The organism is Tellurirhabdus rosea (assembly GCF_026278345.1).
Taxonomy (GTDB): Bacteria; Bacteroidota; Bacteroidia; order Cytophagales; family Spirosomataceae; genus Tellurirhabdus; species Tellurirhabdus rosea.
Genome location: NZ_CP111085.1, coordinates 2,334,844 through 2,360,504, shown reverse-complemented (window position 1 = coordinate 2,360,504; position 25,661 = coordinate 2,334,844). Strand labels below are relative to the sequence as shown.

General features: G+C 57.4%; 21 protein-coding genes and 1 tRNA gene. 12 read left to right on the top strand and 10 right to left on the bottom strand.

What is annotated here, in order from left to right:
* Nucleotides 1-3: 3 nt before the first annotated feature.
* The 3 genes from ORG26_RS09790 to ORG26_RS09780 all read right to left on the bottom strand — a co-directional run bounded on the left by ORG26_RS09790 (nt 4) and on the right by ORG26_RS09780 (nt 3,533).
* The gene (locus ORG26_RS09790; RefSeq protein ID WP_266368818.1) at nt 4-756 is read right to left on the bottom strand and encodes a succinate dehydrogenase/fumarate reductase iron-sulfur subunit; all 753 of its coding nucleotides are present in this window, start codon (nt 754-756) and stop codon (nt 4-6) included.
* Nucleotides 757-837: 81 nt separating this feature from the next.
* Nucleotides 838-2,808 carry a fumarate reductase/succinate dehydrogenase flavoprotein subunit gene (locus ORG26_RS09785; RefSeq protein ID WP_266368816.1) on the bottom strand — a complete coding sequence of 657 codons (1,971 nt, stop codon included), beginning with the start codon at nt 2,806-2,808 and terminating at the stop codon, nt 838-840.
* A gap of 20 nt (nt 2,809-2,828) precedes the next feature.
* Nucleotides 2,829-3,533 carry a succinate dehydrogenase cytochrome b subunit gene (locus ORG26_RS09780; RefSeq protein ID WP_266368814.1) on the bottom strand — a complete coding sequence of 235 codons (705 nt, stop codon included), beginning with the start codon at nt 3,531-3,533 and terminating at the stop codon, nt 2,829-2,831.
* Between the two features lie 245 nt (nt 3,534-3,778).
* Between ORG26_RS09780 and ORG26_RS09775 the strand changes: the two genes are divergently transcribed.
* From ORG26_RS09775 to ORG26_RS09760, 4 genes are all read left to right on the top strand, one after another.
* The gene (locus ORG26_RS09775) at nt 3,779-4,174 is read left to right on the top strand and encodes a thiol-disulfide oxidoreductase DCC family protein (protein ID WP_266368813.1); all 396 of its coding nucleotides are present in this window, start codon (nt 3,779-3,781) and stop codon (nt 4,172-4,174) included.
* Nucleotides 4,175-4,273: 99 nt separating this feature from the next.
* Nucleotides 4,274-5,170: an ACP S-malonyltransferase gene (fabD, locus tag ORG26_RS09770; protein WP_266368812.1), complete on the top strand. Its 897-nt coding sequence runs from the start codon at nt 4,274-4,276 to the stop codon at nt 5,168-5,170.
* Between the two features lie 202 nt (nt 5,171-5,372).
* A tRNA-Gln gene (locus ORG26_RS09765) sits at nt 5,373-5,443 on the top strand.
* Nucleotides 5,444-5,717: 274 nt separating this feature from the next.
* Entirely contained in the window at nt 5,718-6,383 is a 666-nt protein-coding gene (locus ORG26_RS09760) for a TetR/AcrR family transcriptional regulator (protein ID WP_266368811.1), read from the top strand.
* 91 nt (nt 6,384-6,474) lie between these two features.
* Here ORG26_RS09760 and ORG26_RS09755 read toward each other — a convergent pair whose 3' ends face one another.
* The gene (locus ORG26_RS09755) at nt 6,475-7,179 is read right to left on the bottom strand and encodes a thioredoxin domain-containing protein (RefSeq protein WP_266368809.1); all 705 of its coding nucleotides are present in this window, start codon (nt 7,177-7,179) and stop codon (nt 6,475-6,477) included.
* A 199-nt stretch (nt 7,180-7,378) separates the two neighbouring features.
* Here ORG26_RS09755 and eno point away from each other — a divergent pair, with 199 nt between their 5' ends.
* The 5 genes from eno to ORG26_RS09730 all read left to right on the top strand — a co-directional run bounded on the left by eno (nt 7,379) and on the right by ORG26_RS09730 (nt 11,957).
* Nucleotides 7,379-8,656 carry a phosphopyruvate hydratase gene (gene eno / locus ORG26_RS09750; RefSeq protein ID WP_266368807.1) on the top strand — a complete coding sequence of 426 codons (1,278 nt, stop codon included), beginning with the start codon at nt 7,379-7,381 and terminating at the stop codon, nt 8,654-8,656.
* A gap of 150 nt (nt 8,657-8,806) precedes the next feature.
* Nucleotides 8,807-9,115 (top strand): FtsB family cell division protein, encoded by a 309-nt coding sequence (locus tag ORG26_RS09745; protein WP_266368806.1) that lies wholly within the window; start codon nt 8,807-8,809, stop codon nt 9,113-9,115.
* 80 nt (nt 9,116-9,195) lie between these two features.
* The gene (locus tag ORG26_RS09740) at nt 9,196-9,735 is read left to right on the top strand and encodes a low molecular weight protein-tyrosine-phosphatase (protein ID WP_266368805.1); all 540 of its coding nucleotides are present in this window, start codon (nt 9,196-9,198) and stop codon (nt 9,733-9,735) included.
* A 2-nt stretch (nt 9,736-9,737) separates the two neighbouring features.
* Complete coding sequence (gene gpmI / locus ORG26_RS09735) at nt 9,738-11,273, top strand: 2,3-bisphosphoglycerate-independent phosphoglycerate mutase (RefSeq protein WP_323134404.1); 1,536 nt, start codon at nt 9,738-9,740, stop codon at nt 11,271-11,273.
* 141 nt (nt 11,274-11,414) lie between these two features.
* Complete coding sequence (locus ORG26_RS09730) at nt 11,415-11,957, top strand: hypothetical protein (protein ID WP_266368804.1); 543 nt, start codon at nt 11,415-11,417, stop codon at nt 11,955-11,957.
* 83 nt (nt 11,958-12,040) lie between these two features.
* Here ORG26_RS09730 and ORG26_RS09725 read toward each other — a convergent pair whose 3' ends face one another.
* The 5 genes from ORG26_RS09725 to ORG26_RS09705 form a co-directional block, all read right to left on the bottom strand.
* A complete protein-coding gene (locus tag ORG26_RS09725; RefSeq protein ID WP_266368802.1) occupies nt 12,041-13,132 on the bottom strand; it encodes a hypothetical protein in 1,092 nt (363 codons plus the stop codon).
* Nucleotides 13,104-13,763, bottom strand: coding sequence for an ABC transporter ATP-binding protein (locus ORG26_RS09720; protein ID WP_266368800.1), 660 nt, complete (start codon nt 13,761-13,763; stop codon nt 13,104-13,106). The genes ORG26_RS09725 and ORG26_RS09720 overlap by 29 nt, the downstream gene beginning before the upstream one ends.
* Before the next feature lie 80 nt (nt 13,764-13,843).
* The gene (locus ORG26_RS09715) at nt 13,844-14,311 is read right to left on the bottom strand and encodes a hypothetical protein (RefSeq protein WP_266368798.1); all 468 of its coding nucleotides are present in this window, start codon (nt 14,309-14,311) and stop codon (nt 13,844-13,846) included.
* Between the two features lie 86 nt (nt 14,312-14,397).
* Nucleotides 14,398-15,867: a SusD/RagB family nutrient-binding outer membrane lipoprotein gene (locus tag ORG26_RS09710; protein WP_266368797.1), complete on the bottom strand. Its 1,470-nt coding sequence runs from the start codon at nt 15,865-15,867 to the stop codon at nt 14,398-14,400.
* Nucleotides 15,868-16,005: 138 nt separating this feature from the next.
* Nucleotides 16,006-19,206: a SusC/RagA family TonB-linked outer membrane protein gene (locus ORG26_RS09705; protein ID WP_266368796.1), complete on the bottom strand. Its 3,201-nt coding sequence runs from the start codon at nt 19,204-19,206 to the stop codon at nt 16,006-16,008.
* A gap of 828 nt (nt 19,207-20,034) precedes the next feature.
* Between ORG26_RS09705 and ORG26_RS09700 the strand changes: the two genes are divergently transcribed.
* The 3 genes from ORG26_RS09700 (at nt 20,035) to ORG26_RS09690 (ending at nt 23,970) form a co-directional block, all read left to right on the top strand.
* Nucleotides 20,035-21,219, top strand: coding sequence for a pyridoxal phosphate-dependent aminotransferase (locus ORG26_RS09700; RefSeq protein ID WP_266368794.1), 1,185 nt, complete (start codon nt 20,035-20,037; stop codon nt 21,217-21,219).
* 115 nt (nt 21,220-21,334) lie between these two features.
* The gene (locus ORG26_RS09695; RefSeq protein WP_266368793.1) at nt 21,335-22,900 is read left to right on the top strand and encodes a flavin monoamine oxidase family protein; all 1,566 of its coding nucleotides are present in this window, start codon (nt 21,335-21,337) and stop codon (nt 22,898-22,900) included.
* A gap of 134 nt (nt 22,901-23,034) precedes the next feature.
* Nucleotides 23,035-23,970: a Hint domain-containing protein gene (locus ORG26_RS09690; RefSeq protein WP_266368792.1), complete on the top strand. Its 936-nt coding sequence runs from the start codon at nt 23,035-23,037 to the stop codon at nt 23,968-23,970.
* A gap of 110 nt (nt 23,971-24,080) precedes the next feature.
* Here ORG26_RS09690 and ORG26_RS09685 read toward each other — a convergent pair whose 3' ends face one another.
* The gene (locus ORG26_RS09685) at nt 24,081-25,436 is read right to left on the bottom strand and encodes a vanadium-dependent haloperoxidase (protein ID WP_266368790.1); all 1,356 of its coding nucleotides are present in this window, start codon (nt 25,434-25,436) and stop codon (nt 24,081-24,083) included.
* Nucleotides 25,437-25,661: the final 225 nt, after the last annotated feature.

Below are 25,661 nucleotides of genomic sequence, written 5' to 3'. Positions count from 1 at the left end.
GTCTTACACGTTCTCGGAAGTCAGTTTGGCACCCAGGTACTCGCGGTTGAGGCGGGCGATGTGGTCCAGCGAAATGGACTTCGGACACTCGACCGAGCAGGCACCCGTAAACGAGCAGGCCCCGAAGCCTTCGGCGTCCATCTGCGCCACCATCTGTTCGGCGCGCTTCTTGGCTTCCGCCTGACCCTGCGGCAACACGGCGAGGTGCGACACCTTCGCCGCCGTGAACAGCATGGCCGAGGCGTTTTTACAGGCCGCTACGCAGGCTCCGCAGCCGATACACTGGGCGGCGTCCATGGCGTCATCGGCAATCTCGCGCGGAATCGGCGTTTCGTTGGCGTCGCGGGCCGAGCCGGTGTTGACCGACACGTAACCACCCGCCTGCACGACGCGGTCGAAGGCCGTCCGGTCGACCATCAGATCCTTGATGACCGGGAACGCCTTGGCCCGCCACGGTTCGACCACGATGGTGTCGCCGTCGTTGAAGCTCCGCATGTGGAGCTGGCAGGTCGTTGCGCCGGTTTGCGGACCGTGCGCCCGGCCATTGATGTACATCGAACACGCTCCGCAGATTCCTTCGCGGCAGTCGTGGTCAAAGATCACGGGTTCTTCGCCGCGCTTGGTCAGATCGGCGTTCAGGACGTCGAACATCTCCAGGAACGACATGTCCGCTGAAATATCCTTGACCTTATATTCTACCAGTTTGCCCGGTGCACTATTATTTTTCTGTCTCCAGACTTTGAGAGTGAGGTTCATAGCTTTTAGTGGTCAGTGACCAGTGGTCAGTGACCAGCGGCATCCGTAGGGACTGACCACTGATCACTGACCACTGACTACTTATTTATAACTCCGCTGCGTCAGCTTCACGTTCTCGAACACAAGATCTTCCTTGTACAATTCCGCCTGCTGGTTGGGGCCTTTGTATTCCCAGGCCGCCACGTAGGTATAGTGCTCGTCGTCGCGTTTGGCTTCGCCTTCTTCGGTAGCGTACTCCTCGCGGAAGTGACCGCCGCAGGATTCGTTCCGGTTCAGCGCGTCGTCGACCATCAGTTCACCCAGTTCAAGGAAGTCCGCCACGCGGCCGGCCTGTTCGAGAGACTGGTTCATCTCTTCGTTTTCGCCCAGCACGCGCACATCTTTCCAGAATTCGGCCCGCAGGTCCTGAATCATTTTCTTGGCTTTCTTCAGGCCTTCGGCGTTGCGGGACATACCGCAGTATTCCCACATGATCAGACCCAGCTGGCGGTGGAATTCATCGACCGTGCGTGAGCCTTTGATGGACAGGAACGTCTTGATCTGGTCGGCAACGGCCTGCTCCGCTTCGCGGAAAGCCGGGTGGTCAACCGGGACCTTGTCGGCCGGTCCGATGGTAGCCAGATAATCCCCGATCGTGTACGGAATCACGAAGTACCCGTCGGCCAGACCCTGCATCAGGGCCGAGGCCCCGAGGCGGTTGGCGCCGTGGTCGGAGAAGTTGGCTTCACCCAGGGCGTACAGTCCCGGAATGGTCGTCATCAGGTTGTAATCGACCCACAGACCGCCCATCGTGTAGTGAACCGCCGGGTAGATCATCATCGGCGTTTCGTACGGGTTGTCGTCCGTGATCTTTTCGTACATCTCGAACAGGTTGCCGTACTTGGCCTCGATGGTCTTGTGCCCGTCGCGTTTGATGGCGTCGGCAAAGTCGAGATAAACGGCCAGACCGGTCGGAGCCACGCCGCGCCCTTCGTCGCAGACGTATTTGGCGTTCCGGGAAGCTACGTCACGCGGCACGAGGTTACCAAACGAAGGGTAACGACGTTCCAGGAAGTAGTCGCGGTCTTCTTCTTTAATCTGGGTCGGCTTGAGCTTGCCCTGACGGATCTGCTCGGCGAGTTCTTTCGTTTTCGGCACCCATACCCGGCCGTCGTTCCGCAGCGACTCCGACATCAGGGTCAGCTTCGACTGGTAATCGCCTTTGACCGGGATACAGGTCGGGTGAATCTGCGTGAAGCAGGGGTTACTGAACATCGCCCCTTTCTTGTACGCCCGCCAGGCTGCCGTAGCGTTGGAGTTCATGGCGTTGGTCGACAGGTAGAAGACGTTGCCATAACCACCCGTGCAAAGCAGCACCGCGTGGGCGGAGTGCGACTCAATTTTGCCGGTAATCAGGTTCCGGGTGACGATTCCGCGGGCCTTGCCGTCGACCACCACCACGTCCAGCATTTCGGTACGGGTCAGCAGTTTCACCTTGCCGTTGGCTACCTGACGGCTGAGCGCCGAGTAGGCGCCGAGCAGAAGCTGCTGGCCGGTCTGGCCGCGGGCGTAGAACGTACGCGATACCTGCGCGCCCCCGAACGAGCGGTTGGCGAGCAGACCGCCGTATTCGCGGGCGAACGGAACGCCCTGCGCCACGCACTGGTCGATGATGTTGACGCTCACTTCGGCCAGACGGTACACGTTGGCTTCGCGGGCGCGGTAGTCACCGCCCTTGATGGTGTCGTAGAACAGGCGGAAGACACTGTCTCCGTCGTTCTGGTAATTTTTGGCGGCGTTGATGCCTCCCTGGGCGGCGATGGAGTGCGCGCGGCGGGGAGAGTCGTGGAAGGTGAGTACTTTGACGTTGTACCCGAGTTCGGCCAGGGAGGCGGCGGCTGAAGCGCCGGCCAGACCAGTACCGACCACGATGATTTCGTATTTCCGCTTGTTGGCCGGGTTGACCAGCTTCAGACTGAATTTATGACGTGACCACTTTTCTGCGAGCGGCCCTTCCGGAAGTTTGGAATCCAGTTTTAGGCTGGTTCCTTGCCCGTTCATTGTTGTGACCATAGAGAGTAACGGTTAGGAAATTACCCGATTACGTTAATTGATTTCAGGTACATATACACCGGCATCGCCGCGAACAGCGCCGGAATCAGAATGCCGAACACGTAGGTGCCCAGCCACTCGATGAGCGGCGTGTACTTCTTGTGCCGGATTCCCAGGGACTGGAAGCCGCTCTGGAAGCCGTGGACCAGGTGAAACGAGAGCGCCGCCATCGCCAGCACGTAGAACGCTACGTAGATTGGGTTGGAGAAGGCTGCCGTTACGACCGTGTACAGGTTTTTGTACTCCTGCCCATTGTCTTCGTAGCGTACCATTTCGATGGGGCCGAAGTGCATTGTGTACCAGAAGGTACGCATATGCAGAACAATGAAAATGAACAGCACCGTTCCCAGGATTCCCATATTCCGGGAAGTCCAGTGGCTGTTCGCCGACGGGTGCTTGTAGGCATACTTCACCGGCCTCGACGCCTGATTGTGGCGGGTCAGAATGATCGCCATCGTCGTGTGAATCAGAATGGAGGCATACAGCAGGTACGACACCGCCATGATCAGCGGATTATGTGTCATAAAGTGGCTGTACTCGTTGAAAGCGCGGCCTTCATCCCCCTTGAACAGCTGCAGGTTTCCGGCCACGTGCACCACCAGAAACGTACACAAAAACAGCCCCGTCAGCGCCATGACTACTTTACGGCCGAGAGAACTGGCAAGTGTTTGTGTTACCCAAGACATACGGTGAACTCAGTAAGTATTAATTAGTTAGAAAGCTGAAAAAAATAACATTTCGTAGCCTCCAAAACTACAGCACAAAGCGTTTGCAAACAACTATAGCGCAAAGAATTGTGCTTATTTGGAATAGATACAGCTAATAAATGTTACCTGTATAATAACGTAAGTGTAACCGGACGTTTCAATTTTTTGTTTGTTTTGCCTGCCAGATTGAATAGGACTATTCTTAGCAACTAACAGCCCTGAAAATGCCTGCCATTCTTCTCTTTGACGGCGTCTGCAACCTGTGCAACGGGGCCGTCAACTTCATCATCGACCGCGACCCGGCCGGGCATTTCCGCTTCGCGGCCCTGCAATCCGAAGCGGGGAAAGCGCTGCTCCGCAAACACCATTTTCCGGACACCCATCTCGACAGCCTGATTCTGGTGACGGACGGGCGCGTGCTCACCCGGTCAGATGCGGCTCTGGCCGTGGCCCGTGGGCTGTCGGGCGGCTGGCCGCTGCTGGCGGTCTTTCGCTTTCTGCCCCGGCCCCTGCGGGATGCCGTCTACGACTGGGTGGCCCGCAACCGGTACCGCTGGTTCGGCAAAGAAGACACCTGCCGCCTGCCGTCGCCCGCCCTGAAAGCCCGCTTTTTGGAATAATCCTTCCCGCCCGCGTACCTTTGTAGCTCCCGCGGAGCTTATTCACCGCAGCGGCGGACCGCTCAACTACTTATTCACTCATTCACTCATTCATAATTAATGACCGCATACGTTTTCCCCGGACAGGGCTCCCAGTTTAAAGGAATGGGCCTCGACTTGTACCAGCAATCCAGCGAGGCAAAGGCGCTTTTCGACCAGGCCAACGATATTCTTGGTTTTGACATCACCAAAATCATGTTTGAAGGCACCGACGAAGAGCTGAAGCAGACGAACGTTACGCAGCCTGCCATTTTTATTCATTCCGTCGCCCGGGCGCTGACGCTGCCTGACTTTCAGGCCGACGGGTTCGCCGTCGCGATGGTGGCGGGTCATTCGCTGGGCGAGTTTTCGGCCCTGGTGGCGGCGGGTGCGCTGTCTTTCACCGCCGGTCTGAAACTGGTGGCCCAGCGCGCGGCGGCGATGCAGAAAGCCTGCGAACGGCAAGTCTCGACGATGGCGGCCGTGCTGGGGCTGGACGATGCCACGATCGAACGCCTCTGCGCGGAAGTGGCCGCTACGGGCGAGGTGGTGGTGCCGGCCAACTTCAATTGCCCGGGTCAGGTCGTGATTTCCGGTTCGGTGGAAGGCGTCCGGCTGGCGGGCGAAAAGCTGAAAGAAGCGGGCGCCAAGCGCGTGCTGCCCCTGCCGGTGGGTGGAGCGTTCCACTCGCCGCTGATGGAGCCTGCCCGCGAAACACTGGCCGGTGCCATTGCTGCTACCGATTTCAGCACTCCCCGCTGCCCGATTTACCAGAATGTCAACGCCCGGCCATCGACCGACGTGGAAACCATCAAAGCCAACCTGATCGACCAGCTCACGGCGCCGGTCCGCTGGACGCAGTCTGTGGAAGCGATGGTGGCCGATGGGGCGACGACCTTCGTGGAATGCGGACCGGGTAAAGTGCTGCAGGGGCTCGTCAAGAAGATTGCACCGGGCGTCGAGGTGGCGGGAGCGTAAAATCAGGCATTCCGAAGCCGAAATACCGGAGTATCGGATAACCTACCGACGCACGGGCAGGCACAGGCCAAAAAAATCAATCTTTAACGGGGCTGAAAATCAACGCAAGACGTAATTTCTGATTCGTAATTTGTAATTTTTTTCAGTCCCGCTCTTGCAGATTTCGGCCAAATACCCCAAATTTGCACTCACAAAACAGGATAGCCCGATAGTATAAGGGTAGTACGACAGATTTTGGTTCTGTTTGTGGAGGTTCGAATCCTTCTCGGGCTACTGGTTCTCTTAACCGCTGATTACACAGGTCAGCGGTTATTTTTTTGCCCTCTTTTGACAACCCCAGCCGCTATTTCGCCTCCATTGCCTTTTCCCAATCCGTTCCGGCAAAAAAATAACGTAACTGAAAGTGACTTCCTAAAGTTGCCATCGTCGGATTAAATAACTGGCAGATCAACCGGGAGCAAACTGACTTCCTGCCTTCTGTTGTGCAATCAACGGACTGCCCCTTTCAAACTACTCATTTTGTATGCTCTCGAAAAGAACTTAGAGTATGGAAGAGAATAAGGAAAAACCGTCGTACCGCCGAAACCGGACCGAAACAACACAGCGCATCCTCAAGGCATTGGAAGAAGTGCTGACCGAGTACGGAATTGGCGGCGTTGGCATTAACCGGGTCGCCGACCGGGCGGGCGTAAGCAAGGTGTTGGTCTACCGGTACTTTGGCGGGATAGAAGGGCTGCTGGCCCGGTACATCGAGACCGCAGGATTTTTCCCGCCGGACACTGAAGCGAAGGTTGAACCGATGCGTCCGACTACGGGGCAGGAGAAGGCCTGGGTCTGTTCCCGGCAGGTCGCCCTCATGTACCGGCAGCTGCGGATGAGCGCACCCGGCCAGGAACTCATCCGGGCAACCCTGCTGGGGGATGAACCTCTGGCGGCGGTAAGCAGCCGGACGCAGGATGAGCTACTGACAAAAATGGTGGAGCAACTGCCTTTCGAAAGGCGAATCGACCTGCAGGCCATCTCGGCGGTGGTGTTGGGGGGAATGTCCTACCTGCTGCTCTTGTCCAGAAACCAGCGGAGCATGCTGGGGATTGATCCCGGGACCGAACAGGGATGGGCCCGGATCGAGGAGGCGCTGAAAACTATTTATAACGGAGTGTATCGCGTGCCGGTCAGCAGGAAGCAGTCCCAGAGCATATTCATCGATTCCTGACGGGAAAAAGGTCAGTCTACTAGTGAAACAAGTAAATGGTTGACAATCGGGTACAAAAGTCATCCTGGCGCTGCCATCGGATGGCTTTTGTCTATTGTACCTCCTTAATCTTTGCCCGGAACATGTCTTCCTGAATCGTGCCCAGACCCCGCCACTTCACGTCCCCATTTTTATACAGCAGAAACGTGGGAATCTCATCGACACCGAGCTGTCGGGCGAGCTCCCGGTTCTGGTCATAATCGATGGTCAGAATGGAAACCTGGTCTTTCAGTTCGGTTTTGAGCCGGTTGATCATGGGCAGCATCTGCTGGCAGGGACCGCACCATTTTGCGTAAAAATCGATCAGGACCGGCTTACGGGATGCCGTCACTGCTTTGAGCTCGGTCATGGTCATGGCGCCCTTGATGGCGGGAGAGCCGCCTTCGATCGGCTTTCCGGCGGCATTCCATTTGGTAAATCCACCCTGCATATCGTACACGGTAAAGCCGTTCTGCGCCAGCAGCGCGGCGGCTTTGGCACTGCGTCCGCCGACGAGGCAGTAAACCAGAACCGGCCGGGACGGGTCGAGGCGACGCAGATTGCGGACAAATGCCGAATCGCGCACGTCGAGATTACGCGCCTGCTGGAGGTGACCTCCGGCAAATTCCTCCGCCGTTCGCACGTCCAGCACCTGGAGATTCGGCGTTGCTTTCAGCAGGGAGTCGGCCCGGTCGGCCGAGAGCAGAACCGGGGTCTGGGCCTGCGCAAACAGACCGAAAAGCAGCAGAAAGGTACTGAGCAGTGACTTGAACTTCATAGCATTCTGACTTTAAATGGTAATATCCAATTTACAAAACTGGTTCCGTACATTCCCGAAAAAATCATTTACTTTGTGCGGCAAAATTGAGGCTTTCTCCCAATTTATACGTACAATTCCTTTTACAGGCGGAATAATTTGGGGCTGGTCCGGTCTTTAGCCAATCGAAATTTTAAGGAAATAAATAAAATCAGACGAAATGAGTATCATTCAGACCATTCATGCCAGACAGATTCTGGACTCACGCGGTAACCCGACGGTGGAAGTGGACGTACGTACTGAAAATGGTTTTCTGGGCCGCGCGGCCGTTCCGTCAGGGGCTTCAACGGGTTCGCACGAAGCCGTGGAACTGCGCGATGACGACCCGAAGCGTTATGTTGGCAAAGGGGTCCTGAAAGCCGTTCAGAACGTTAACGAAATTGTCTTCCCGGAGCTTGTTGGGATGTCGGTGCTGGACCAGAGCCTGATCGACCGCATCATGATCGACCTGGATGGTACGCCGAATAAAGGCCGCCTGGGGGCCAACGCCATTCTGGGCGTTTCGATGGCCGTTGCCAAAGCCGCCGCGCAGGAAGCCGGTCTGCCGCTGTACCGCTACATCGGCGGCGTCAGCGCCAACACGCTGCCCGTGCCGATGATGAACATTCTGAACGGAGGCAGCCACGCCGATAACTCAATCGACTTCCAGGAATTTATGGTGATGCCGGTCGGCGCGCCCTCGTTCTCGGAAGCACTGCGCTGGGGTACGGAAGTGTTCCACTCCTTGAAGAAAGTCCTGAAAAGCAAAGGCATGTCGACAAACGTCGGTGACGAAGGCGGCTTTGCCCCCAACATCCCGTCGAACGTCGAAGCGATCGAAACCATCCTGCAGGCCATCGAGAAAGCCGGCTACCGCCCGGGCGAAGACCTCATGATCGCCATGGACGCCGCCGCTTCGGAGTTCTACGATGCCGAATCCGGAACCTACCACTTCAAGAAATCGACGGGCGACAAACTCAGCTCGTCCGAAATGGCGAACTACTGGAAAGAGTGGGTGGACAAATACCCCATCATTTCCATCGAAGACGGCATGGCCGAGGACGACTGGAGCGGCTGGAAAGAGCTGACCGACCTGACGGGCAAGAAAATCCAGCTGGTAGGGGATGACCTCTTCGTGACCAACGTAACCCGCCTGCAGCAGGGCATCGAGCAGGGCATCGCCAACGCCGTTCTGGTGAAAGTAAACCAGATCGGTTCGCTGACGGAAACCATCAACACGGTGAACCTGGCCAAGCGGAACTCGTACAAAAACATCATGTCGCACCGTTCGGGCGAAACCGAAGACGCTACGATTGCCGACCTCGCCGTAGCCCTGAACACCGGCCAGATCAAAACCGGCTCGGCTTCGCGCTCCGACCGGATGGCCAAGTACAACCAGCTGCTCCGCATCGAGGAAGAACTGGGCGACATCGCTTACTTCCCCGGACGGAATATGTAAAAACAAGTCAATAAGTCGTAAGTCATAAGCGCTCCGCCGCTACGGGACTTCGCCAACTTTACCTGTGTGCAGAGCCCCGCAACGGCGGAGCACTTACGACTTACGACTTATTGACTGACTTATGACCGCAGCGGCGGACCGCTCTTCCTTATGAAAAAACGCCTCCACAAGCTCAAGAACTTCTACGTCGCCACCGGCCTGGGGTTGCTGGTGTGGATGTTTTTTCTGGATTCGAACGACATTATTTCGCAGATTCGTAATGCCCGAAAGCTCTCCGATCTGGAAGACGACCGGGCGTACCTGAAAGAAGAAATCACCAGCGTTCAGAAAAAGCGGAAGGAAGTTTTTGGCAGCGCCCGCTCCAAGGAAAAGTTTGCCCGGGAAAACTACCTGATGCGGAAACCCGGGGAGACCGTGTACGTGCTGATGAATGAGCATAATGAGCCCATTGAAAAATAGGCGACGGTCTTCAGCCAGACAGTCCTCAGTCTGCTGCACCAGGGACTGATGACTGACGACAGCCGACTGATGACAATCCTATGATCCGCGTTCTTTTCGTCTGTCTGGGGAATATTTGCCGATCGCCGCTGGCGGAGGGCGTATTTCGACAACTGGTGCAGGAGCGGGGCCTTACGGATCATGTTGTATGTGACTCCGCCGGAACTTCCTCTTACCATCTCGGCGAACTGCCCGACCGCCGCACCCGCGAAAACGCCCTCGAACACGGCCTGAAACTGACCCACCGGGGGCGCCGTCTGCTGGGCGAGGATTTTGCCGCCTTCGATTACTTTGTCGCCATGGACGAAGCCAACTACGACGGTATTCTGTACGCGTCCAAACGCAGTACCGGCCTGGACATACATGATTCGGTTTTTCTGCTCCGGGAGTTCGATCCGCTGGTGGACGACCCCGAAGAAGGCGGCAGCGAAGTGCCCGATCCTTATTACGAAGACGCCGCCTTTTTCGAGAAAGTGTACCAGATTGTCCGGCGCTCCTGCGAAAACCTCCTGAATTACCTGATTGAGCAACACGCCCTGCCCGCCGCTCCCGTAGCGAACGGCTCGGCCAAACCCCGATAATTTTGAACAAGAAAGTCATCCTCATGATCCTCGACGGCTGGGGTATTGCCACCAAGCCGGAGGTGTCGGCCATCGCCAAAGCGCACACGCCGTTTATGGACTCCCTGATGCCGGTCTATTCGCACAGCCGCCTCGAAGCGTCCGGGCTGGCCGTTGGGCTGCCCGCCGGACAGATGGGAAACTCGGAAGTCGGCCACATGAACCTCGGTGCCGGCCGGATCGTGTACCAGGACCTGGTGAAAATCAACAAGGCCGTCGAAGAACACACGCTGGACAGCGAGCCGGTGCTCGTGGATGCGCTGAACTATGCCCAGGCCAACGGCAAAAAGGTGCATTTTATCGGGCTGGTTTCCGATGGCGGGGTGCATTCCCATATCGAACACCTGAAAGGCCTCTGCTCCATTGCGGCGGTCCGGGGCCTGACGGAGGTGTATGTGCATGCCTTCACGGACGGACGGGATACCGACCCCAAAAGCGGGCTGGGTTACCTCACCGAACTTCAGCAGCATCTGCAGGTATCGACCGGCCAGATTGCCTCCGTGGTGGGCCGTTTCTACGCGATGGACCGCGACAACCGCTGGGAACGCGTGAAGCAGGCGTACGATGTGATGGTGCGCGGAGCGGGCCGCAGGGTGCCGCAGGCCGATCTGCTGACGGCCGTGCAGGAGTCGTACGACGATGGCGTGACGGATGAATTCATCAAACCGATTGTGGCGACCAAAGCCGACGGGACGCCGGTAGCGACCATCAGCGAAGGCGACGTGGTGCTGTGCTTCAACTTCCGCACCGACCGGGGCCGGGAAATCACGATGGCGCTGACCCAGATGGCCTATCCCGAACAGGACATGCATCCGCTGGCTCTGTACTACGTCACGATGACGAACTACGACAGCGAGTTCCGGAATGTGAAGGTCATTTTTGATAAAGACAACCTGACCAATACCCTCGGGGAAGTGGTTTCGAAAGCCGGAAGAAAACAAATCCGGATTGCTGAAACGGAGAAATACCCGCACGTGACGTTCTTCTTCTCGGGCGGTCGCGAAGAGGTTTTCACAGGAGAAATGCGGCTGCTGTGTCCGTCGCCGAAAGACGTGAAAACGTACGACGAGAAGCCCGAAATGGCAGCCCACGACATTCGCGATGCCATCATTCCGGAGCTCATACGCGAAGAGGTGGATTTTGTCTGTCTGAACTTCGCCAACCCCGATATGGTGGGCCATACGGGCGTGTTTGACGCCGTCGTGAAAGCCGTGGAGACGGTAGACAAATGCGCCGAAGCGGTCGTTACGGCCGGTCTGGCACATGGCTACACGTCCATTATCATCGCCGACCACGGCAACGCCGACTTTATGGTCAACGAAGACGGAACGCCCAACACGGCCCACACGACCAACCTTGTGCCGTGCATTCTGGTCGACCAGGAGCTGCGTCCGAAAATGCACGACGGCAAGCTGGCCGACATTGCCCCGACCATCCTGCACCTGATGGGCATTCCGCAGCCGGCCGAGATGACCGGACAGAGTCTGCTGGCGGATTAGCTACCGTGTGCCCCTGGGCTTTAGCCCGGGTTTCTGAAAGAATTCGAAAGCTTTGCCTTTTTCAGGAACCCGGACTAAAGCCCGGGCGTACATAAACTTTTTCTTTTCTGGCATCGTTGGCAATCCAGAGCCTTTGATCCGATGAACCGACTATACATTGCTACCCTCCTCCTTCTGACCGCCTGCAGTAACCCCGCCCGCGAAGCCAAATCCGGCAAATTTTACGACCTGAACGGGTTTATGGAGCGGCAAATCGCCGAACTGAACCAGACCAAGCCGAAGGTTGACAAGCGCGTGATGCTTAACGGAGAAGGCGACAACCAGCAGAGTCGTACCATCGACTGGAAGAAAGAGCTGGACCTGTTCGTGCAAGCCGACATCAACAAGCAGGCCTACGTCGCCAGTTACCAGGTTGCCCGCCCCGACTCGCTGACCTACGAATACCAGTTGAAGGAAGGCGAAAAACTGCCCGTGGGCTACCTGAAAATTATTCTGGATTCAACGACCCGCCAGCCCGCCCGCGTCGAAGCGGTCTTGGCTTCCAAAAATTACCTCTACGAATCGAAACGCATGCTTTGGCTGGAAACCCGGCAGGGCCAGATCCGGAAATACCATATCGAAGGTTTTCAGCAACTGGCCTGGCTGGATAAAAAGCCGTTTCTGATCGAAGGAAGAATTGAATGAGGGAGTAGAGTTTAAAGTTTGGGGCTTATAGTTTATCGCCGTCTGCGGGTGCTTCGCTGGTGTTGAATTGGGCGGAGTAAACGTCACTCGAAAAAGGCGGGCTCGGATTTGGGAAAGAACTGAAAAAAGAGAAACGCTCCCCCGCCAAACGTACCGTCAACCAGCCCGTACGCCGGAATCCGGTACATAATCAGGAAGAAATAAAAAATGACCATTCCGCCCACCAGCGGCATCAGCCGGTCGGGCGGCTGGTGGCGGGCGAGCAGAAGCGTATACAGCACCAGCGCAAGGCCCACCAGCAGGAGCCAGACGGCCAGCAGCCGGGAAAAGAGGACGCCCTCCGGACCACTTCGAAGCAGCAAAAGTAATTCCGGCAAAAGCAGCAGCATCAGGATGAACACATAGGTAGCAAACCGCCGAAGAGTTGAGGTCGGCAGGTTACGCAACAGGGACAGGTGTACCGCTTCGAAACGATAGAATTGGTACAGCAGCCCGCTATGCAGGGCGGCGGCCAGCAGCGATCCCAACAGCAACAGCCGCAGGTCGTAATCGTCGGTCGGATACAGGGCACACAGTCCCGCCAGCAGGAGCAGGGAGCCCGCCTTGGTCAGCAGCAGCGTCAGCGGTTCGTTCCGAAGCAACTGCCGGATGAAAAACAGCGGATACGGTGTGTTGAACCGGATAACGCCGGGCCAGTCGAAGCGGAACGTCTGGTCGGGATTTCGAAGAAAATACTCCCAGAGCAGGACCGGAAGCAGCGTTAACAGCGGCAGGCCGAGGACCAGTACGGCCAGACTCCGCCCGGCTTCCTGCTGCCAGCCGACAACGGATACGTACCCGGCATACCCAAGCACCGGGAGCAGCAAAAGCCCCGCGGCCGCCAGCAGCGCCCGGATGCGAACGCCAAGCGGCACCAGCCGAATCAGTTGCAGAAACGGGTGCTGCCGAAAAGTCTTCACGCCAAAACGGACGACATTGAGCGTATAAACGAGCCACAAAGCAAAATAAGCGCCCAGCATCAACGGACTGTGCACGGCGTACGTGGCCAGCGCGTGGTGTTCCTGACCCCGCATAAACCCGCCCGCCAGCAACAGCACCACGGTAAAAGCGCCCGCATGCTGCCGGTAAAATTCCCGAACGAGCGTTTTATTCAGAACGTTGAGCAGAGGCTTCATGGCGAAACGGAATGACGGTTTGCTGGGAAATCTGCCACTGGGCATCGACGGCCAGAGCGGCGGAACGGACATCCTGATGCGTCGAAAGCAGAAAGCCGACGCCCCGCTTCCGTCCATCTTCCATCAGTTCCAGAACCGTCCGGACGGCGGCCTCGTCGAGCGTAATAAACGGTTCGTCCAGCAAAATGAGCTTCGGCTGACCCAGAAACGCCAGTACCAGCGAGGTCTTCTTCAGCATGCCGCTTGAGTAGGTGCCCACGGGCGTTTTGGCGTAGGCGTTCATGCCAAACGCGTGAATCAGCTCGTCCGGCTGCTGGCGGGGCGCTTTCTTGGCGGCGGCGACCCAGTTGATGAGTTCGCGGGCGGTCAGAAAATCGGGGTAAAGCGGTTCGGCTTCGCCGTAATTGACCCGCAGCCGGTACTCAACGGGGTGCTTTTTGAGGCTGTAGGTATTTTCCAGCAGGCAATCGCCTTCAAAGGGCAGCAGCCCGGCCAGCGTGCGGAAAAGGGTCGTTTTGCCCGACCCGTTCGCTCCTTTGAGCCAGTGAACGCCCGGATTCAGCGCCAGGTGCGGAATAGCCAGAATCGTTCGGCCGGCGTATGCCTTTCGGTAGGAACTAAGCGTTAGCATCCCCGAAAGTTAACAGTCTGCAAAAAAAATACGGCAGCCATTTCCACGAACGGCTGCCGCACACACATCAAGGATAAGGGTTAATTGGCCTGAAGCCGGGCTAATTTCGAGAAAGACTGGTCTTTGTGTTTGCCGCTGAGCACCAGCGCAACGTTGGTGCCGACTTTGGGTGCCGTGATGCCGAAATCGCTCCACGGCCGCGAGAGCGTGGCAATGCCCTTGGCGTCGGTGGTCAGGTCGGCAATGGCGGTCCCGGTGCGGGTGGTGAGCTTCATCGTCAGCGACGCCACCGGCAGCGAGTCAATGCCCTGGGCGTGATCCAGTATGTTGGTTTTGTCGAGTTCATAAACCCGAATCCGCAGCGTGGCCGGGCCTGTGGCTTTGGACGTGACGGTCGGCTCGGTGGTTTGCCCGCCGCCGTCGCCAATGGCGTTCTCAAAAACCAGCAGGACGGGCGCGGCCGTACGGTCAACAAACGGATCTTTTTCGTGTTCGCAGGCCGCCAGAAATAAGGTACCCAGGAGTAAGAAGAGGTATGTGGCTTTCATCGGTTTGCAAGTTTGGGGCCCGGACGATGGCGTCCGGGTGTTCAACAATCATAACAGTGTTTTAGACGATCGGCAGCGGTGGCGGCTTATTCTGCCCACCAAAGCCTTGTTTTCATATCGTCTTTTCCGCCATTCAGTGCGATGCCTTTGTCGAGGCTGGCTTTGTTGAGGGAATACTCGGTAGATGGATACGGCAGGCGGGTCGGCAGGACACCGTCGTTTTCGAAAACGGCGCGCGGGTCCCGGGTCGGCATGGCGGGCAGGCCGGTCCGGCGGTACTCCGTCCAGGCTTCCACGCCCTGTCCGTAGAGGGCAATCCACTTCTGCTCCAGCACCTTCGCCCGCGTTACAGCGCCTACCGTCGCCAGGTACGTTGCCGGTATTTTCAGGCCGTACTGTTCAAAGGAAGCCGTAATGCCTTTTTCGAAATAACCGGCCGCATCGCCGGTAATGTCGCCGTCCAGGGCTGCCTCGGCCAGCGTCAGATTCAGTTCGGCGAAGGTCATCAGGACGCTCGGCGTTTCGGCCCGCAGGAAGTACGACCCGATGCCGGAGCTCGACGAGAGGTAGTTCGTCGCGATGGCGTCGGGGAGGCCGTTGGGGTGGCCCGAGTACTTTCCGTCCTTGTTGGGCGCGGCGTAAATCGTGATGCGGGTGTCGCCCAGGGCGTTGAGTTTATCGGCCAGGGTGCTGCTGATGTTCCAGTCGGTCCGGCCGTCGCGGATCATCACCTGGTGCCATTCGTTGTTGCTCGGGAGCGTGGCCGTATGCCGGACAACGGCGTTGTCGGCGTTGCTCGTCATCAGCGGGTACTTGGCCGGATCGCTCAGGATTTCCCGCAGGATAGCCCGGGATTCGGTCGGTTTTTTGGCCGCCTGCCGATTGGCCAGCCGCACGCGCAGCGAATTGGCGAATTTTTTCCACTTCAGAATATCCCCGCTGAAGATGATGTCGCCGACCACCGCCGGACCGCCGACGGTCAGCTTTTCGTTGGCGGTTTTGAGGTCCGCCAGCATGGCTTCGTACACTTTTTCCTGCGAGTCATAGGCGGGTGTGTAGTTGGGCGTTGCCGCCGTTCCTTTCAGCGCATCCGTGTACGGAACGGCCCCCCACATGTCGGTAATCAGCGAGAATACCCACGTCCGCATCACCAGTCCGACGCCTTCGTAGTTGGCGTTGGGGGCGCTTCCGCTCGGGCCGGATTCCACCACGATTCGCTGGTAGTTCAGCAGGGCGTCGTTGAACAGCGATTTCCAGTTGTTGTTGTAAAAAGCGGGCGAAACCCCGTAGTTGTCGCCTTCGTTGGAATAGATGTTCCGGGTGAAATACTGCATCCAGAGCATCGTGCCGTCGATGTTGAGGCGTTCGAAGCGGGTGCTGCCGCCCCAGTACCGGTCAATGGCCCGTTCGGTAGCGTAGGGGAGCAGGTACTGGGCGCTGATGGTCGTGGGGTTGTTCGGGTCCACGTTCATCTCGTCGAACTTGTCCGTGCAGGAACTCGTAGTCAGCGCCCCGGCCAGCGCTAAAGTGATGTATTTCTTGGAGAGTAGTTTCATAGACAGTGTAGGAATTAACTGAATGATTGATTGACTGAATGATTGAATGGTTGAATGGTTGATAGGTTGATGTCGGGAACAGAATCGTCCCTTACTCATTCAGGCATTCAGTCAATCAATCATTCAGTCATTCAAAATTTAAAAGCCCAGTGCGAGGTTGAAGCCAATGCTGCGGGAGGAGGGCAGTTCACCGTAGGCGAAGCCCTGGCGGTTGCCGCCGAAGCGGTCCACTTCCGGATCGATGTGCGGCGTGTTCTTGAAGAGAATCGCCAGGTTACGACCGACCGCCGAAACGCGGGCCGAGCGGATGAACTTGCCGGGCAGGATGCGTTCCGGAATGGTGTAGCCGATGGTCATCTCGCGCAGTTTGACGTAGCTGGCGTCGAAAATGGCGGCTTCGTGGTACCGGCGCGGGTTGTTGTAACCGATCAGCTGGTTGGTAGCCACGATGATGTCGTTCGGCGCGTATTCCACACTGCCGTCGGCATTCGTTTTGACCACTTTCACGCCTTTGCCGATGATGCCTTCTTCCCGACCGACGGCCGTTTCTTCATATTGACCCGTCCACCGGGCCGTGCCCGTACCTTCATCGAAGAGGCTGCCACCCATCCGGACGTCGATCAGCGCCGAGAGCGTGATGCCTTTGTACGTAAGCGAGTTCAGGAAACCGCCCGTCCACTTCGGCTGAACGTTGCCCAGCACGCGGGGCGTGGTCGATACCACCGGCAGGCCGTCCTTGTAGATGATCTGTCCGTCGGGTGCGTGCTCGAAGCCAATGCCGTACAGCGTTCCGTAGGGCTGGCCCACCCGGGCTTCCGAGGTGAGGCCGCGGCGCTCCTGGAGGACAAACGTGGTCAGGCCCTCCGCCAGCTCAAGCACCTTGTTGCGGTTGCGGGCGAAGTTGACGGTCATATCCCAGGTCAGGCCGTTCCGCGACTTCAGCGGCGTGCCGGTCAGCACCACCTCAATTCCTTTGTTGGCAATCCGGCCGGCATTCAGGATTCGGCTGTTGTACCCGCTGGCTTTCGAGATTTCGACACCCAGAATCTGGTTGCGCGAAAGCTGGTCGTAATACGTCAGGTCGAGGCCTACGCGCCCTTTGTACAGCCGAACATCGAGACCCAGTTCAACGCCCGTCGTGATTTCGGGTTTCAGATCCACGTTGGGGATAGTCAGGTTTTCGAAGTATTGCGGCGTGGAGCCGTCCCACGACCCGCCGGAGCGGTAGGTCGGCATCAGCTGGTAGGGCTGGGCGTCGTTACCTACCTGCGCCCAGCTCGCCCGGACTTTGGCAAACGAGAGCGTGTTGCCCGGCACCGCCACGAGGTCCGTCAGAACGGCGCTCAGCGAAGCCGAGGGGTAGAAGTACGAACGGGCGTTGCTCGGCAGCGTGCTCGACCAGTCGTTGCGGGCGGTCAGGTCCAGAAAAACGGCATTGTTGTAGGCCAGTTGGTACGTTCCGAAAAGGCTTTGCATTTCGGCTTTTTCAATCCGGCTGGCGACCGTGTTCTGGCTCGGAATGGAGTTGGCAAGGTTGTAAACGCCGTCGACGACCAGAGCATTCACCTGCGTGAAGTTCCGCTTGTAGTAGTTGCTCCGCTGAATGCCGCCAAACTGAGCCGTGGTCGAGAACACCGAAGACAGCGCCTTGTTGAACGTAAACATGAAGTCGCTGTTGGTCTCCTGCGACCGCAAAACTTCCTCAGAATACTGGCCCTGCGTCCGGTTGCCGTTGCGGACCCGGTCGAAGTTGATGATGTTGATGCGGGTGTCGCTCCAGAAGTCCGTTCCTGACCGCAGCAGCAGCGAGAGGGAGGGCGTAAATTTGTAGTTCAGGGCGATGTTGCCCACCAGCCGGTCCTTCTCGTTGGACGAAGGCAGCCTGTCTTGAGCAAAGAACGGGTTCGTGAAGAACGTGTGCTGCCAGTTGGGCGGATCGTTGTCGGGCAGGCGGCCGGGAACGGCCCGCTGGATATGCGTTGCGGTGTACGCCTGGTAATCTTTCAGCTGCTCCCAGTTGGTGTGCCGGTGGGACCAGATGAACTGGTCGCCGCCCTGAAAGCTCCGGTTATCCGAGCCCGATTTGATGTATTCGGCCGACATCGTTACCGACAGTTTCGGCGTGAAGTTGTAGCCGGTGTTGAGTTTGAAGTTGTTGCGGTAGTAATCGTTGCCGTACATGATGCCCGTCTGGTCCAGGCGGCCCATCGACAGGCGGAAGTTGCCTTTGTCGTTGGCACCCGACAGGGCGATGTTGTGCGACTGCGTTTTGCCCGTTTCCCAGTAGCCTTCCCAGTTGTCGGGCTGCGGGGTCAGCGGTGCCACGTCCTTGCCGGTCCACCACTGGCGGACCAGGCGGCCGTCCATGGGAGCGCCCCAGCTTTCGTCGGTGCCGTCGGTGCCCGTTGTGACGCCCGGCGTAATCGTGCCGTAAGCGGCCCGGTACTGGTCGTAGGCATCGGGTTGAATCACGCCGCTCCAGCCGTCCGAATACCAGGTCCGGTAGCCGTTGCCGCCGCCGTAGGTGTTCTGGAATTTCGGCTTCACCAGCGGACGATCGAACGTCATGTTGCCGTTGTATTCGATGCCGAGGCCCTTGGTACCTGCGCCGTTTTTGGTCGTAATCAGGATAACGCCGTTGGCGGCCCGGGAGCCGTACAGCGCCGCCGCGTTCGGGCCTTTGAGGACCGAAATTTCCTTGATGTTGTCCGGGCTGATTTCCGACAGACCGCCGCCGAACTGCTTCTCGCCGTCGGAGACTTTCTGGGAGGTACTCTGGTCGATGGGCACGCCGTCGATAACGACCAGCGGCTGGTTGTTGCCCGAGATGGACGAGCTGCCGCGGATCTGGACGGTCGAGCCGCTGCCCGGTCCCCCGTTGCTGTTGACCCGCACCCCGGCAATCCGGCCCGAAAGCGCGTTGACCACGTTACTCGACCGGGCTTCCACGAGCTGGGTTCCTTTCACCTCCTGGACGGTATAGCCAAGTGCTTTCTTTTCTTTCTCGATCCCGAAGGCCGTCACCACCACTTCCTGCAGGGCGCGGACGTCGGGGAGCATTTCCAGATCGATGGTCGTGCGGTTGCCGATGGCAATTTCCTGGGTGGTGTAGCCGATAAAGCTGAAAACCAGGGCCGTGGCCCCGTCGGGCAGGCTGATTTTATAGGAGCCGGTGGCGTCGCTGATTACGCCGGTACGGGTATCTTTTACCACTACACTGACACCGGGAAGCGCGCCTTCGTCCTTGGAGGAGATTTTCCCGGTCACAAAGCGCGTCTGGGCCATCGCAGATAGCAGCCCAAGCGCACAGCAAACCGTCGTGAGTATAAATCGTTTCATCGGCATGTTTAGGGTAAGAAGTTAAGACTTGGAGGGCGGTCGGTTCACGCCTGCGCTGACTGCCCCGTCAAAGGAATTACGCCGCACATAATCCGGTGACGGAGACAGTCAGGCAAAGCGCGACCAGGCAAGAGAGTGACCTCTCTTTATCGTGCCATCCGGCGGAACAGAGATGCAATACTGTACCGGCAGGCGCCTGAACGCCTTTGCGGATGTTTACTACCTAAGTGAATGTTGGTGGTTGGTAATCGGCAACCCGAGTCCGTACAACTCCGGTTATCGCTGGAAACATCTGCTCCGGCGATCAGGGTTTGGCCTTCGATTCTCTCCAAGTGCGGCCAGAAGAGAACCTCTTAGTGCTTCGTGGTTTGTTGTATTATTCCGTAAACCTTGACCAAAATTAATTTTACAAATCGCATTGTCAAGGGTTTGCAGTAGAATATGTTTACAAATCACAAAAGTTTGAAATAATATGCTAATAAAAACAAAAAAAGTTCAAAATAATTCGCAAAAACTCATGAAACATCCGTAGAGTATAGATGTTTCATGTTTTAGGTTTTTAAATAAAAATTTATTGATTTGAACAAAAATCAAGTCAGTTAAGGCGGTTTTGTAAACCTGTTTTTGGCCTTTAAGCAAAGAAGTTGTCTAAAAACTTAAAAAATAAAACTTCTCCTACTTTTATATTATTCCTAAAAAGGTACCTTTGCAGCATACTTCCGTAGACCTTCTCGATTGACATGTCGCCACTCTGGCGGCGCTGCTACCAGGCAGGAAAAGAACACTCTCCTTTTCAGGGATTTTGTTACTCAAACCTTTTTTACCCTTATGGCATCTGTATTTTCTCGTCGTGACTGGATCAAGTCTGGATTGCTGGCTTCGGCCGGAACAATGGCGCTTCCGCACCTGGCGCAAGCCGCACCGGCCGCGGCGCTTACCGGCCCCTATGGCGCCGTTTACCTGGAGCGCCACCGCGAACTGGCCCACGAAGCGGCCCTGGCGGCGGCTCCCCAGCTGAAGGCCCGGCTGTCGGCCAACGAAAATCCCTGGGGACCTTCGGCCAAAGCAAAAGAGGCGCTCATCAAATCCGTGGATACGTCTTTCCTCTACGCCGGTCCGGTGGTTATGGAACTGCGGAAGCTGATTGCCGCCGAGGCGGGAGTGCCCGAAGATTACATCCTGCTCGGAGCCGGTTCGTCGGAACTGCTCATGGCCAGCCTCATGCTCTACGGACCTAAAGGCAAGGTCCTGATGGCCGACCCCTGCTACATTTCCAACCGCGACGACCAGAGCGACAACAGCGGCATGCAGTTCGACAAAGTGGCGCTGACCAAGGATTACCAGTACGATCTGTCGGCGATGGCGACCCGCGTGGACGGCAAGACCAGCATGGTGTACGTCTGTAATCCCAACAACCCGACCGGCGTTATCCTGCCCTCGGCCCAACTGCGGTCGTTCTGCGAAAGCATCTCACCGAAAGCGCCGGTACTGGTAGACGAAGCGTACATCGATTACGCCAAGGACATCAAAACGGATTCGATGGTGGATTGTGTCCGGAAAGGCCAGAACGTGATTGTCCTGCGCACCATGTCGAAGCTGCACGCCTTTGCGGGTCTGCGGGTAGGCTACGCCATTGCCCAGCCGGCCGTCATCAAAGAACTGCGCCGCTACTGCTCCGGGGGCTTCTCGATCTCGACGCCGTCGGCTTCGGCGGCCCTGGCTAGTCTGAGAGACAGCGAGTTCCAGCAGTTTACCCTGAAAAAAACGGCGGAGTCAAAAGCGTATCTTTACGACTTTCTGAAGAGCGCCGGATACACCTGGCTGCCATCTTCTACTAACTTTGTGCTGTTCCCGCTCCGGATGAAAGGCCAGACGTTCCTGAAGTCCATGATGGAGCAGGGCGTCAGCGTCCGCCGCTGGGAATTTGACCAGCAGCACTGGTGCCGGGTCAGCATCGGAACGCTGGACGAAATGAAGATGTTTGCGCAGGCTTTTGAGAAAGTTGTAAGTTAATCGGATCAATATTCCTCCGGCTGGCGGCTCACGGGCGGCCAGCCGGAATCCAATACCTCTCACCCATGAATCTTACCCACAGCATGTAATTCCTTTCACCAAACTTGTAATTAAAATGACAAGACGCTTTTTCATTGAACGTTCGGGGTTTGCGTATATGGCGATGATGGGTCTGGGACTTGTGCCCGAAGCGCCCGCCAAAGCCTTTAATCCGGAACGGACAGTAACGGGTAAGAAAGTAATTATTCTGGGCGGTGGACTGGCCGGACTTTGCTCCGCGTTCGAACTGGGCAAACTCGGCTACGATTGTACCCTTCTCGAAGCCCGCAACCGGCCGGGCGGGCGCGTCTGGACGGTCCGGAACGGCACCACGGAAACCGAAATCGGCGGAACGGCGCAGACGTGCCAGTACGAAAACGGGCATTACTTCAATGCTGGAGCCGGCCGGATTCCGCACACGCACGCCATCACGCTGCACTACTGCCGGGAGCTGGGACTGAAACTGGAAACCTTTATCAACGTCAACGAGTCGGCGTACCTGTACATGGACGGCGGCTCGGGCGCGCTGGCCAACCGGGTCATGCGCCAGCGTGAGTTTCACAACGACCTCCGGGGCTTCACGGCCGAACTGCTGGCCAAAGCGTCCGACCAGCACCTGCTGGATCAGGAAATGACCAAAGACGACGTGGAGCAGCTGCTTTCCTACCTGAGCATCGAAGGCGATCTGACGCCCGACAAGATGTACAAGGCGACCGAACGGCGGGGGTACAAAGTCGCCCAGGGCGGCTACCACAAGCCCGGCGAAAGCAGTTCGCCGTACCGGCTGCTGGATTACATCCGGTCGGGCATGTTCCATCCCAGTCTGTCCAACTTCGGGGAGTATACGCTGTACCAGCAGCCGCCGATGCTTCAGCCGGTGGGCGGCATGGATGCCATTCCGCGGGCGTTCGAGAAGGCCCTGCCGGGCAAGGTCCGCTACGGAGCCGAAGTCCTCGAAATCCGGAAAACCGAGCCGGGCGTCCGGATTGTGTACCGCGATCAGAAAACGGGCAAAACGACCGAAATAAAAGGCGATTACTGCATCTGCACGATTCCGCTGCCGGTGCTGCGGAACATTCCGTCGGACCTGTCGCCGAAAGTGCAGAAAGCCGCCGACTTTGTGCCGTACGTGAATACCGGAAAAATCGGAATTCAGTTTAAACGACGGTTCTGGGAAGAAGACGATTCGATTTACGGCGGGTTGTCCAAAACCAACATGGACATTAACCAGATCATTTATCCGTCGCAGGATATGCTGGGCAAGGGGGGCGTTCTGTGGGGTTATTACAACTTTAACGAAAAGGCGGTGAAGCTGGGGAATCTGTCCGTCAAAGAGCGCGAGGCGCTGGCACTGGAACAGGGCAGCAAAATTCACCCGCAGTACCGGAAGGAATTTGCGGCGGCGTTTTCGCTGGCCTGGCACAAGATTCCCTACAACCAGGGCGGCTGGGCGAACTGGTCGACCGAAGCGCGGGCGCGCCATTACAAGGCGTTGACCGAACCGGATGATGAAATTTATTTTGCCGGCGAACACGTCAGTTACCTGACGGCCTGGATGGCCGGCGCGCTGGACTCGGCCCGCGAAGCGGTTGCCCGTCTGCACAAGCGCGTCAGCGAACCGGTGGCCTCCAACGGCAAGTAGATAAAGACCCGTAAGCTCCGTCCGCCGGGCGGGGTCTCATCGGTGGGTTCTGTGCCGGAAGGTTCCGCACGGTCCGGCACAGTACTTACAAAACGCAGGAACACACTTTTACCAATCTTAACCACAAGGAGTTTATGAAAAAGATCCTTTTCGCGGCCATGTTTGCTCTGGCCAGCCTGATCGCAACGGCGCAGGAAGCCAAGCGGGGAATTACGGCCGCCGAGTATGCCCTGGCCAAAGCCGTGACGTTCAAGAATGTCGAAAAAGATACCTACGTCAAAGCGAACGGACTGCTGTTCGATCGCGACGACGAAAAAGCGCCCTACGTGTTCAAATTCAGCGACGGCATCGAGCGGCGCGTCTATTTCTTCTCCCTCTACGAAGCCCAGAGCATGAAAAGCCTCGGTCAGCTGGCGGTGTTTTATACGCCCAAAGACGGCAAGATGCAGAAAGTGTGCGTTCCGAATGCGGAAGCCGACCGGGCTGTCTGGGGTCAGTACATCGACGACCTGAAAGACGCCAACAAGGCCGCCGACGGGTTTGCCGTCTGCCTGGCCTTTGCGCTGTCGAAAGAGTCGTCGGGTCCGGTAAAAACCGACGGGGCCACTGCGGAGAAGGATCATAACGAATTCTGTTTCGCCGGAAGCTCGTACGTGCTGATGGCCGACGGAACGGAGAAACCCATCGGGCAGGTGAAGGTGGGCGAACAGGTTGGCGGCCTGAAGTCCGAAACCGTGCTGGCCGTGAATGCCCACCAAGGCTCATTTACCCTGACCCGGATTCTGCTCGAACCGGCCCAGCAGCTTTGGGCCTCGCACGTCACGTCGTCCGGCCACGTAGAACTGGAAGCCACGGCCAACCACCCCATCCTGACCGCCAAAGGCCGGGTCGCCGCCGGTGACCTGCGGAAAGGTGATGTTGTCTTCGTGGAAGACGCCGCGACCGGCTCCTACCGCATGGCGACGGTGGTCTTCGTACAAGATGCCGCCCGGGTCGTCAATCAGGTATATTCCCTAACCACCTCAGGCGGCGCCTACGTAGTGGACGGCGCCGTGGTGCTGGATAAATAAGGGTTTAAAAGTTCAGAGTTTATAGTTTAGGGTTTATAGTTGCTCCGCAGGGTCAGAATATGGCGGAGCAACTATAAACCCTAAACTATAAACTCTGAACTTTTAAACCCTTATTTCGCCGCAATCACGCTTTCCTTCTTCGTTTTCAGCTTCTCGACGACGTATTCGCCGAGCTGGCGGCCCTGGAGATTGCCTATTTCCAGCGCGTCGCGGAAGTGGATGCCGCCGTACAGCCGGCTGTAGGAAGCCTCCACGGCGGCCTGCCGGAATGATTTGAATGACCGAACGCCATGCCCGTACGGATGTTCGGTTGAATCGGTAAACGCGATGTTGTCGCCGTACAGGTTCGTCAGGACCTCGGCGGCGGCGGCGGAAATCACGCTGTGGCCGCTGGTGTATTCCGGGAACGGCGGCGTCTGCAGAAACGGCTGCCATTTCGGGTCGATGTACTTGTTGATGACCGTTTCGGGACGGACGCGGTTCGAGCGGTACTTTTCATCCCAGCAGCTGATAAAGCCGTCGGACAGGGCGAAAGAGGTCAGGGCGTACGCCTCCACGCTTTTGGCAAAATCGGCCTTCTGCTGGCGGGCGATGGTCGCCGCAATATGCAGCCAGTGACCACCCGGCGTCATTTTCTTGGAAGCGTACGAGACGTGCCCGGCGACGTTCATCACAAATGCATTATCGTCCCAGAAATAGGCAATGTTCTTCTGGTCTTCCGTCATCGTTTTGCCGATGGTATACACCTCTTCCGCCAGTTTGTAGAACGGACTGCTTTTGGTCACGCTGTAGGGGGCCGGGCGCGGCGGCATAAACTGCGAGCAGGTATCCATCACCCAGCAGCGGATTTTCATCCATTGCGGCTCGGCGGCGTCCATGTAGGCCGGGGGCGTCGGAACCCAGGTGCCTTCCACGTTCGTGACGGTATGCTTGAAACCCCGCGTCTGCTTATAGGAGTCCTTGCCCGCATGGTCGAGCACGTGCTTGGCAACGGCCTCTCCGTACGCCACCGATCGTTCGAACACCTCCTCGGGTATGCCCATTTTGTGGTATTCTTCGAAAAAGCTCTTTTCGTACTCGTCGAACTTGTCCGCCGAGAAGGTCAGCGCCCGGGCAACGGTCAGAAACGCTTTGGTGCTGGCCAGCGGGAAGCAGTATTCCTGGCCGGGTTCGGGTTTCGGCGGAGCGGTAAATTTCCGGACTTTGCCCGCCAGCGACTCATAGCCCGGCGTGCCGGGCAGCATGGCCTCGTAGCCGGCCAGATTGGCGTAGGAATAAATCCGGCTGGCGACCGGCGGCGAGAAAATGTCGTGAATCACCACTTTGGTCAGCTGCTCGACACTGCGGTGGTAAAGCTCGGGATTGGCGGCTTTGGGATTGTACTCTTCCGGTTTAGCTTTTGGCTGGCATCCGACGGCAACCCAGAGGCTTCCGGCAGCCAGCATCCACAGGAGACGTTTCTTCATATCCGGTTTTTATTGGAGACAAGGGAGGAGAGACGTAAGACAAGCGACAAAAATTGCAAACTGGCGGCATAAAGCGCCTTTTCTCGCTTACTTTCCCTCGCTTGCCTCAGGTCTTTCCTTTCTTGTCGTTTGTCCTTTGTCTTTTCTCTCTTGTCAAAGAGGTTATTAGAGGACTACAAAGTTACCTTAAAATAGACACAATTCTTCGTTAAAATGCTGATTTGC

Excerpts from the sequence above, each read along its gene's own strand:
- ORG26_RS09785 (WP_266368816.1), bottom strand. The coding sequence starts at position 2,808 with ATGGTCACAACAATGAACGGGCAAGGAACCAGCCTAAAACTGGATTCC.
- ORG26_RS09725 (WP_266368802.1), bottom strand. The coding sequence starts at position 13,132 with ATGAAGCCTCTGCTCAACGTTCTGAATAAAACGCTCGTTCGGGAATTT.
- ORG26_RS09705 (WP_266368796.1), bottom strand. The coding sequence starts at position 19,206 with ATGAAACGATTTATACTCACGACGGTTTGCTGTGCGCTTGGGCTGCTA.
- eno (WP_266368807.1), top strand. The coding sequence starts at position 7,379 with ATGAGTATCATTCAGACCATTCATGCCAGACAGATTCTGGACTCACGC.
- ORG26_RS09775 (WP_266368813.1), top strand. The coding sequence starts at position 3,779 with ATGCCTGCCATTCTTCTCTTTGACGGCGTCTGCAACCTGTGCAACGGG.
- ORG26_RS09710 (WP_266368797.1), bottom strand. The coding sequence starts at position 15,867 with ATGAAACTACTCTCCAAGAAATACATCACTTTAGCGCTGGCCGGGGCG.
- ORG26_RS09715 (WP_266368798.1), bottom strand. The coding sequence starts at position 14,311 with ATGAAAGCCACATACCTCTTCTTACTCCTGGGTACCTTATTTCTGGCG.
- ORG26_RS09790 (WP_266368818.1), bottom strand. The coding sequence starts at position 756 with ATGAACCTCACTCTCAAAGTCTGGAGACAGAAAAATAATAGTGCACCG.
- ORG26_RS09760 (WP_266368811.1), top strand. The coding sequence starts at position 5,718 with ATGGAAGAGAATAAGGAAAAACCGTCGTACCGCCGAAACCGGACCGAA.
- ORG26_RS09720 (WP_266368800.1), bottom strand. The coding sequence starts at position 13,763 with ATGCTAACGCTTAGTTCCTACCGAAAGGCATACGCCGGCCGAACGATT.
- ORG26_RS09780 (WP_266368814.1), bottom strand. The coding sequence starts at position 3,533 with ATGTCTTGGGTAACACAAACACTTGCCAGTTCTCTCGGCCGTAAAGTA.
- ORG26_RS09700 (WP_266368794.1), top strand. The coding sequence starts at position 20,035 with ATGGCATCTGTATTTTCTCGTCGTGACTGGATCAAGTCTGGATTGCTG.
- ORG26_RS09755 (WP_266368809.1), bottom strand. The coding sequence starts at position 7,179 with ATGAAGTTCAAGTCACTGCTCAGTACCTTTCTGCTGCTTTTCGGTCTG.
- ORG26_RS09695 (WP_266368793.1), top strand. The coding sequence starts at position 21,335 with ATGACAAGACGCTTTTTCATTGAACGTTCGGGGTTTGCGTATATGGCG.
- ORG26_RS09690 (WP_266368792.1), top strand. The coding sequence starts at position 23,035 with ATGAAAAAGATCCTTTTCGCGGCCATGTTTGCTCTGGCCAGCCTGATC.
- ORG26_RS09740 (WP_266368805.1), top strand. The coding sequence starts at position 9,196 with ATGATCCGCGTTCTTTTCGTCTGTCTGGGGAATATTTGCCGATCGCCG.
- ORG26_RS09685 (WP_266368790.1), bottom strand. The coding sequence starts at position 25,436 with ATGAAGAAACGTCTCCTGTGGATGCTGGCTGCCGGAAGCCTCTGGGTT.
- fabD (WP_266368812.1), top strand. The coding sequence starts at position 4,274 with ATGACCGCATACGTTTTCCCCGGACAGGGCTCCCAGTTTAAAGGAATG.
- ORG26_RS09730 (WP_266368804.1), top strand. The coding sequence starts at position 11,415 with ATGAACCGACTATACATTGCTACCCTCCTCCTTCTGACCGCCTGCAGT.
- ORG26_RS09745 (WP_266368806.1), top strand. The coding sequence starts at position 8,807 with ATGAAAAAACGCCTCCACAAGCTCAAGAACTTCTACGTCGCCACCGGC.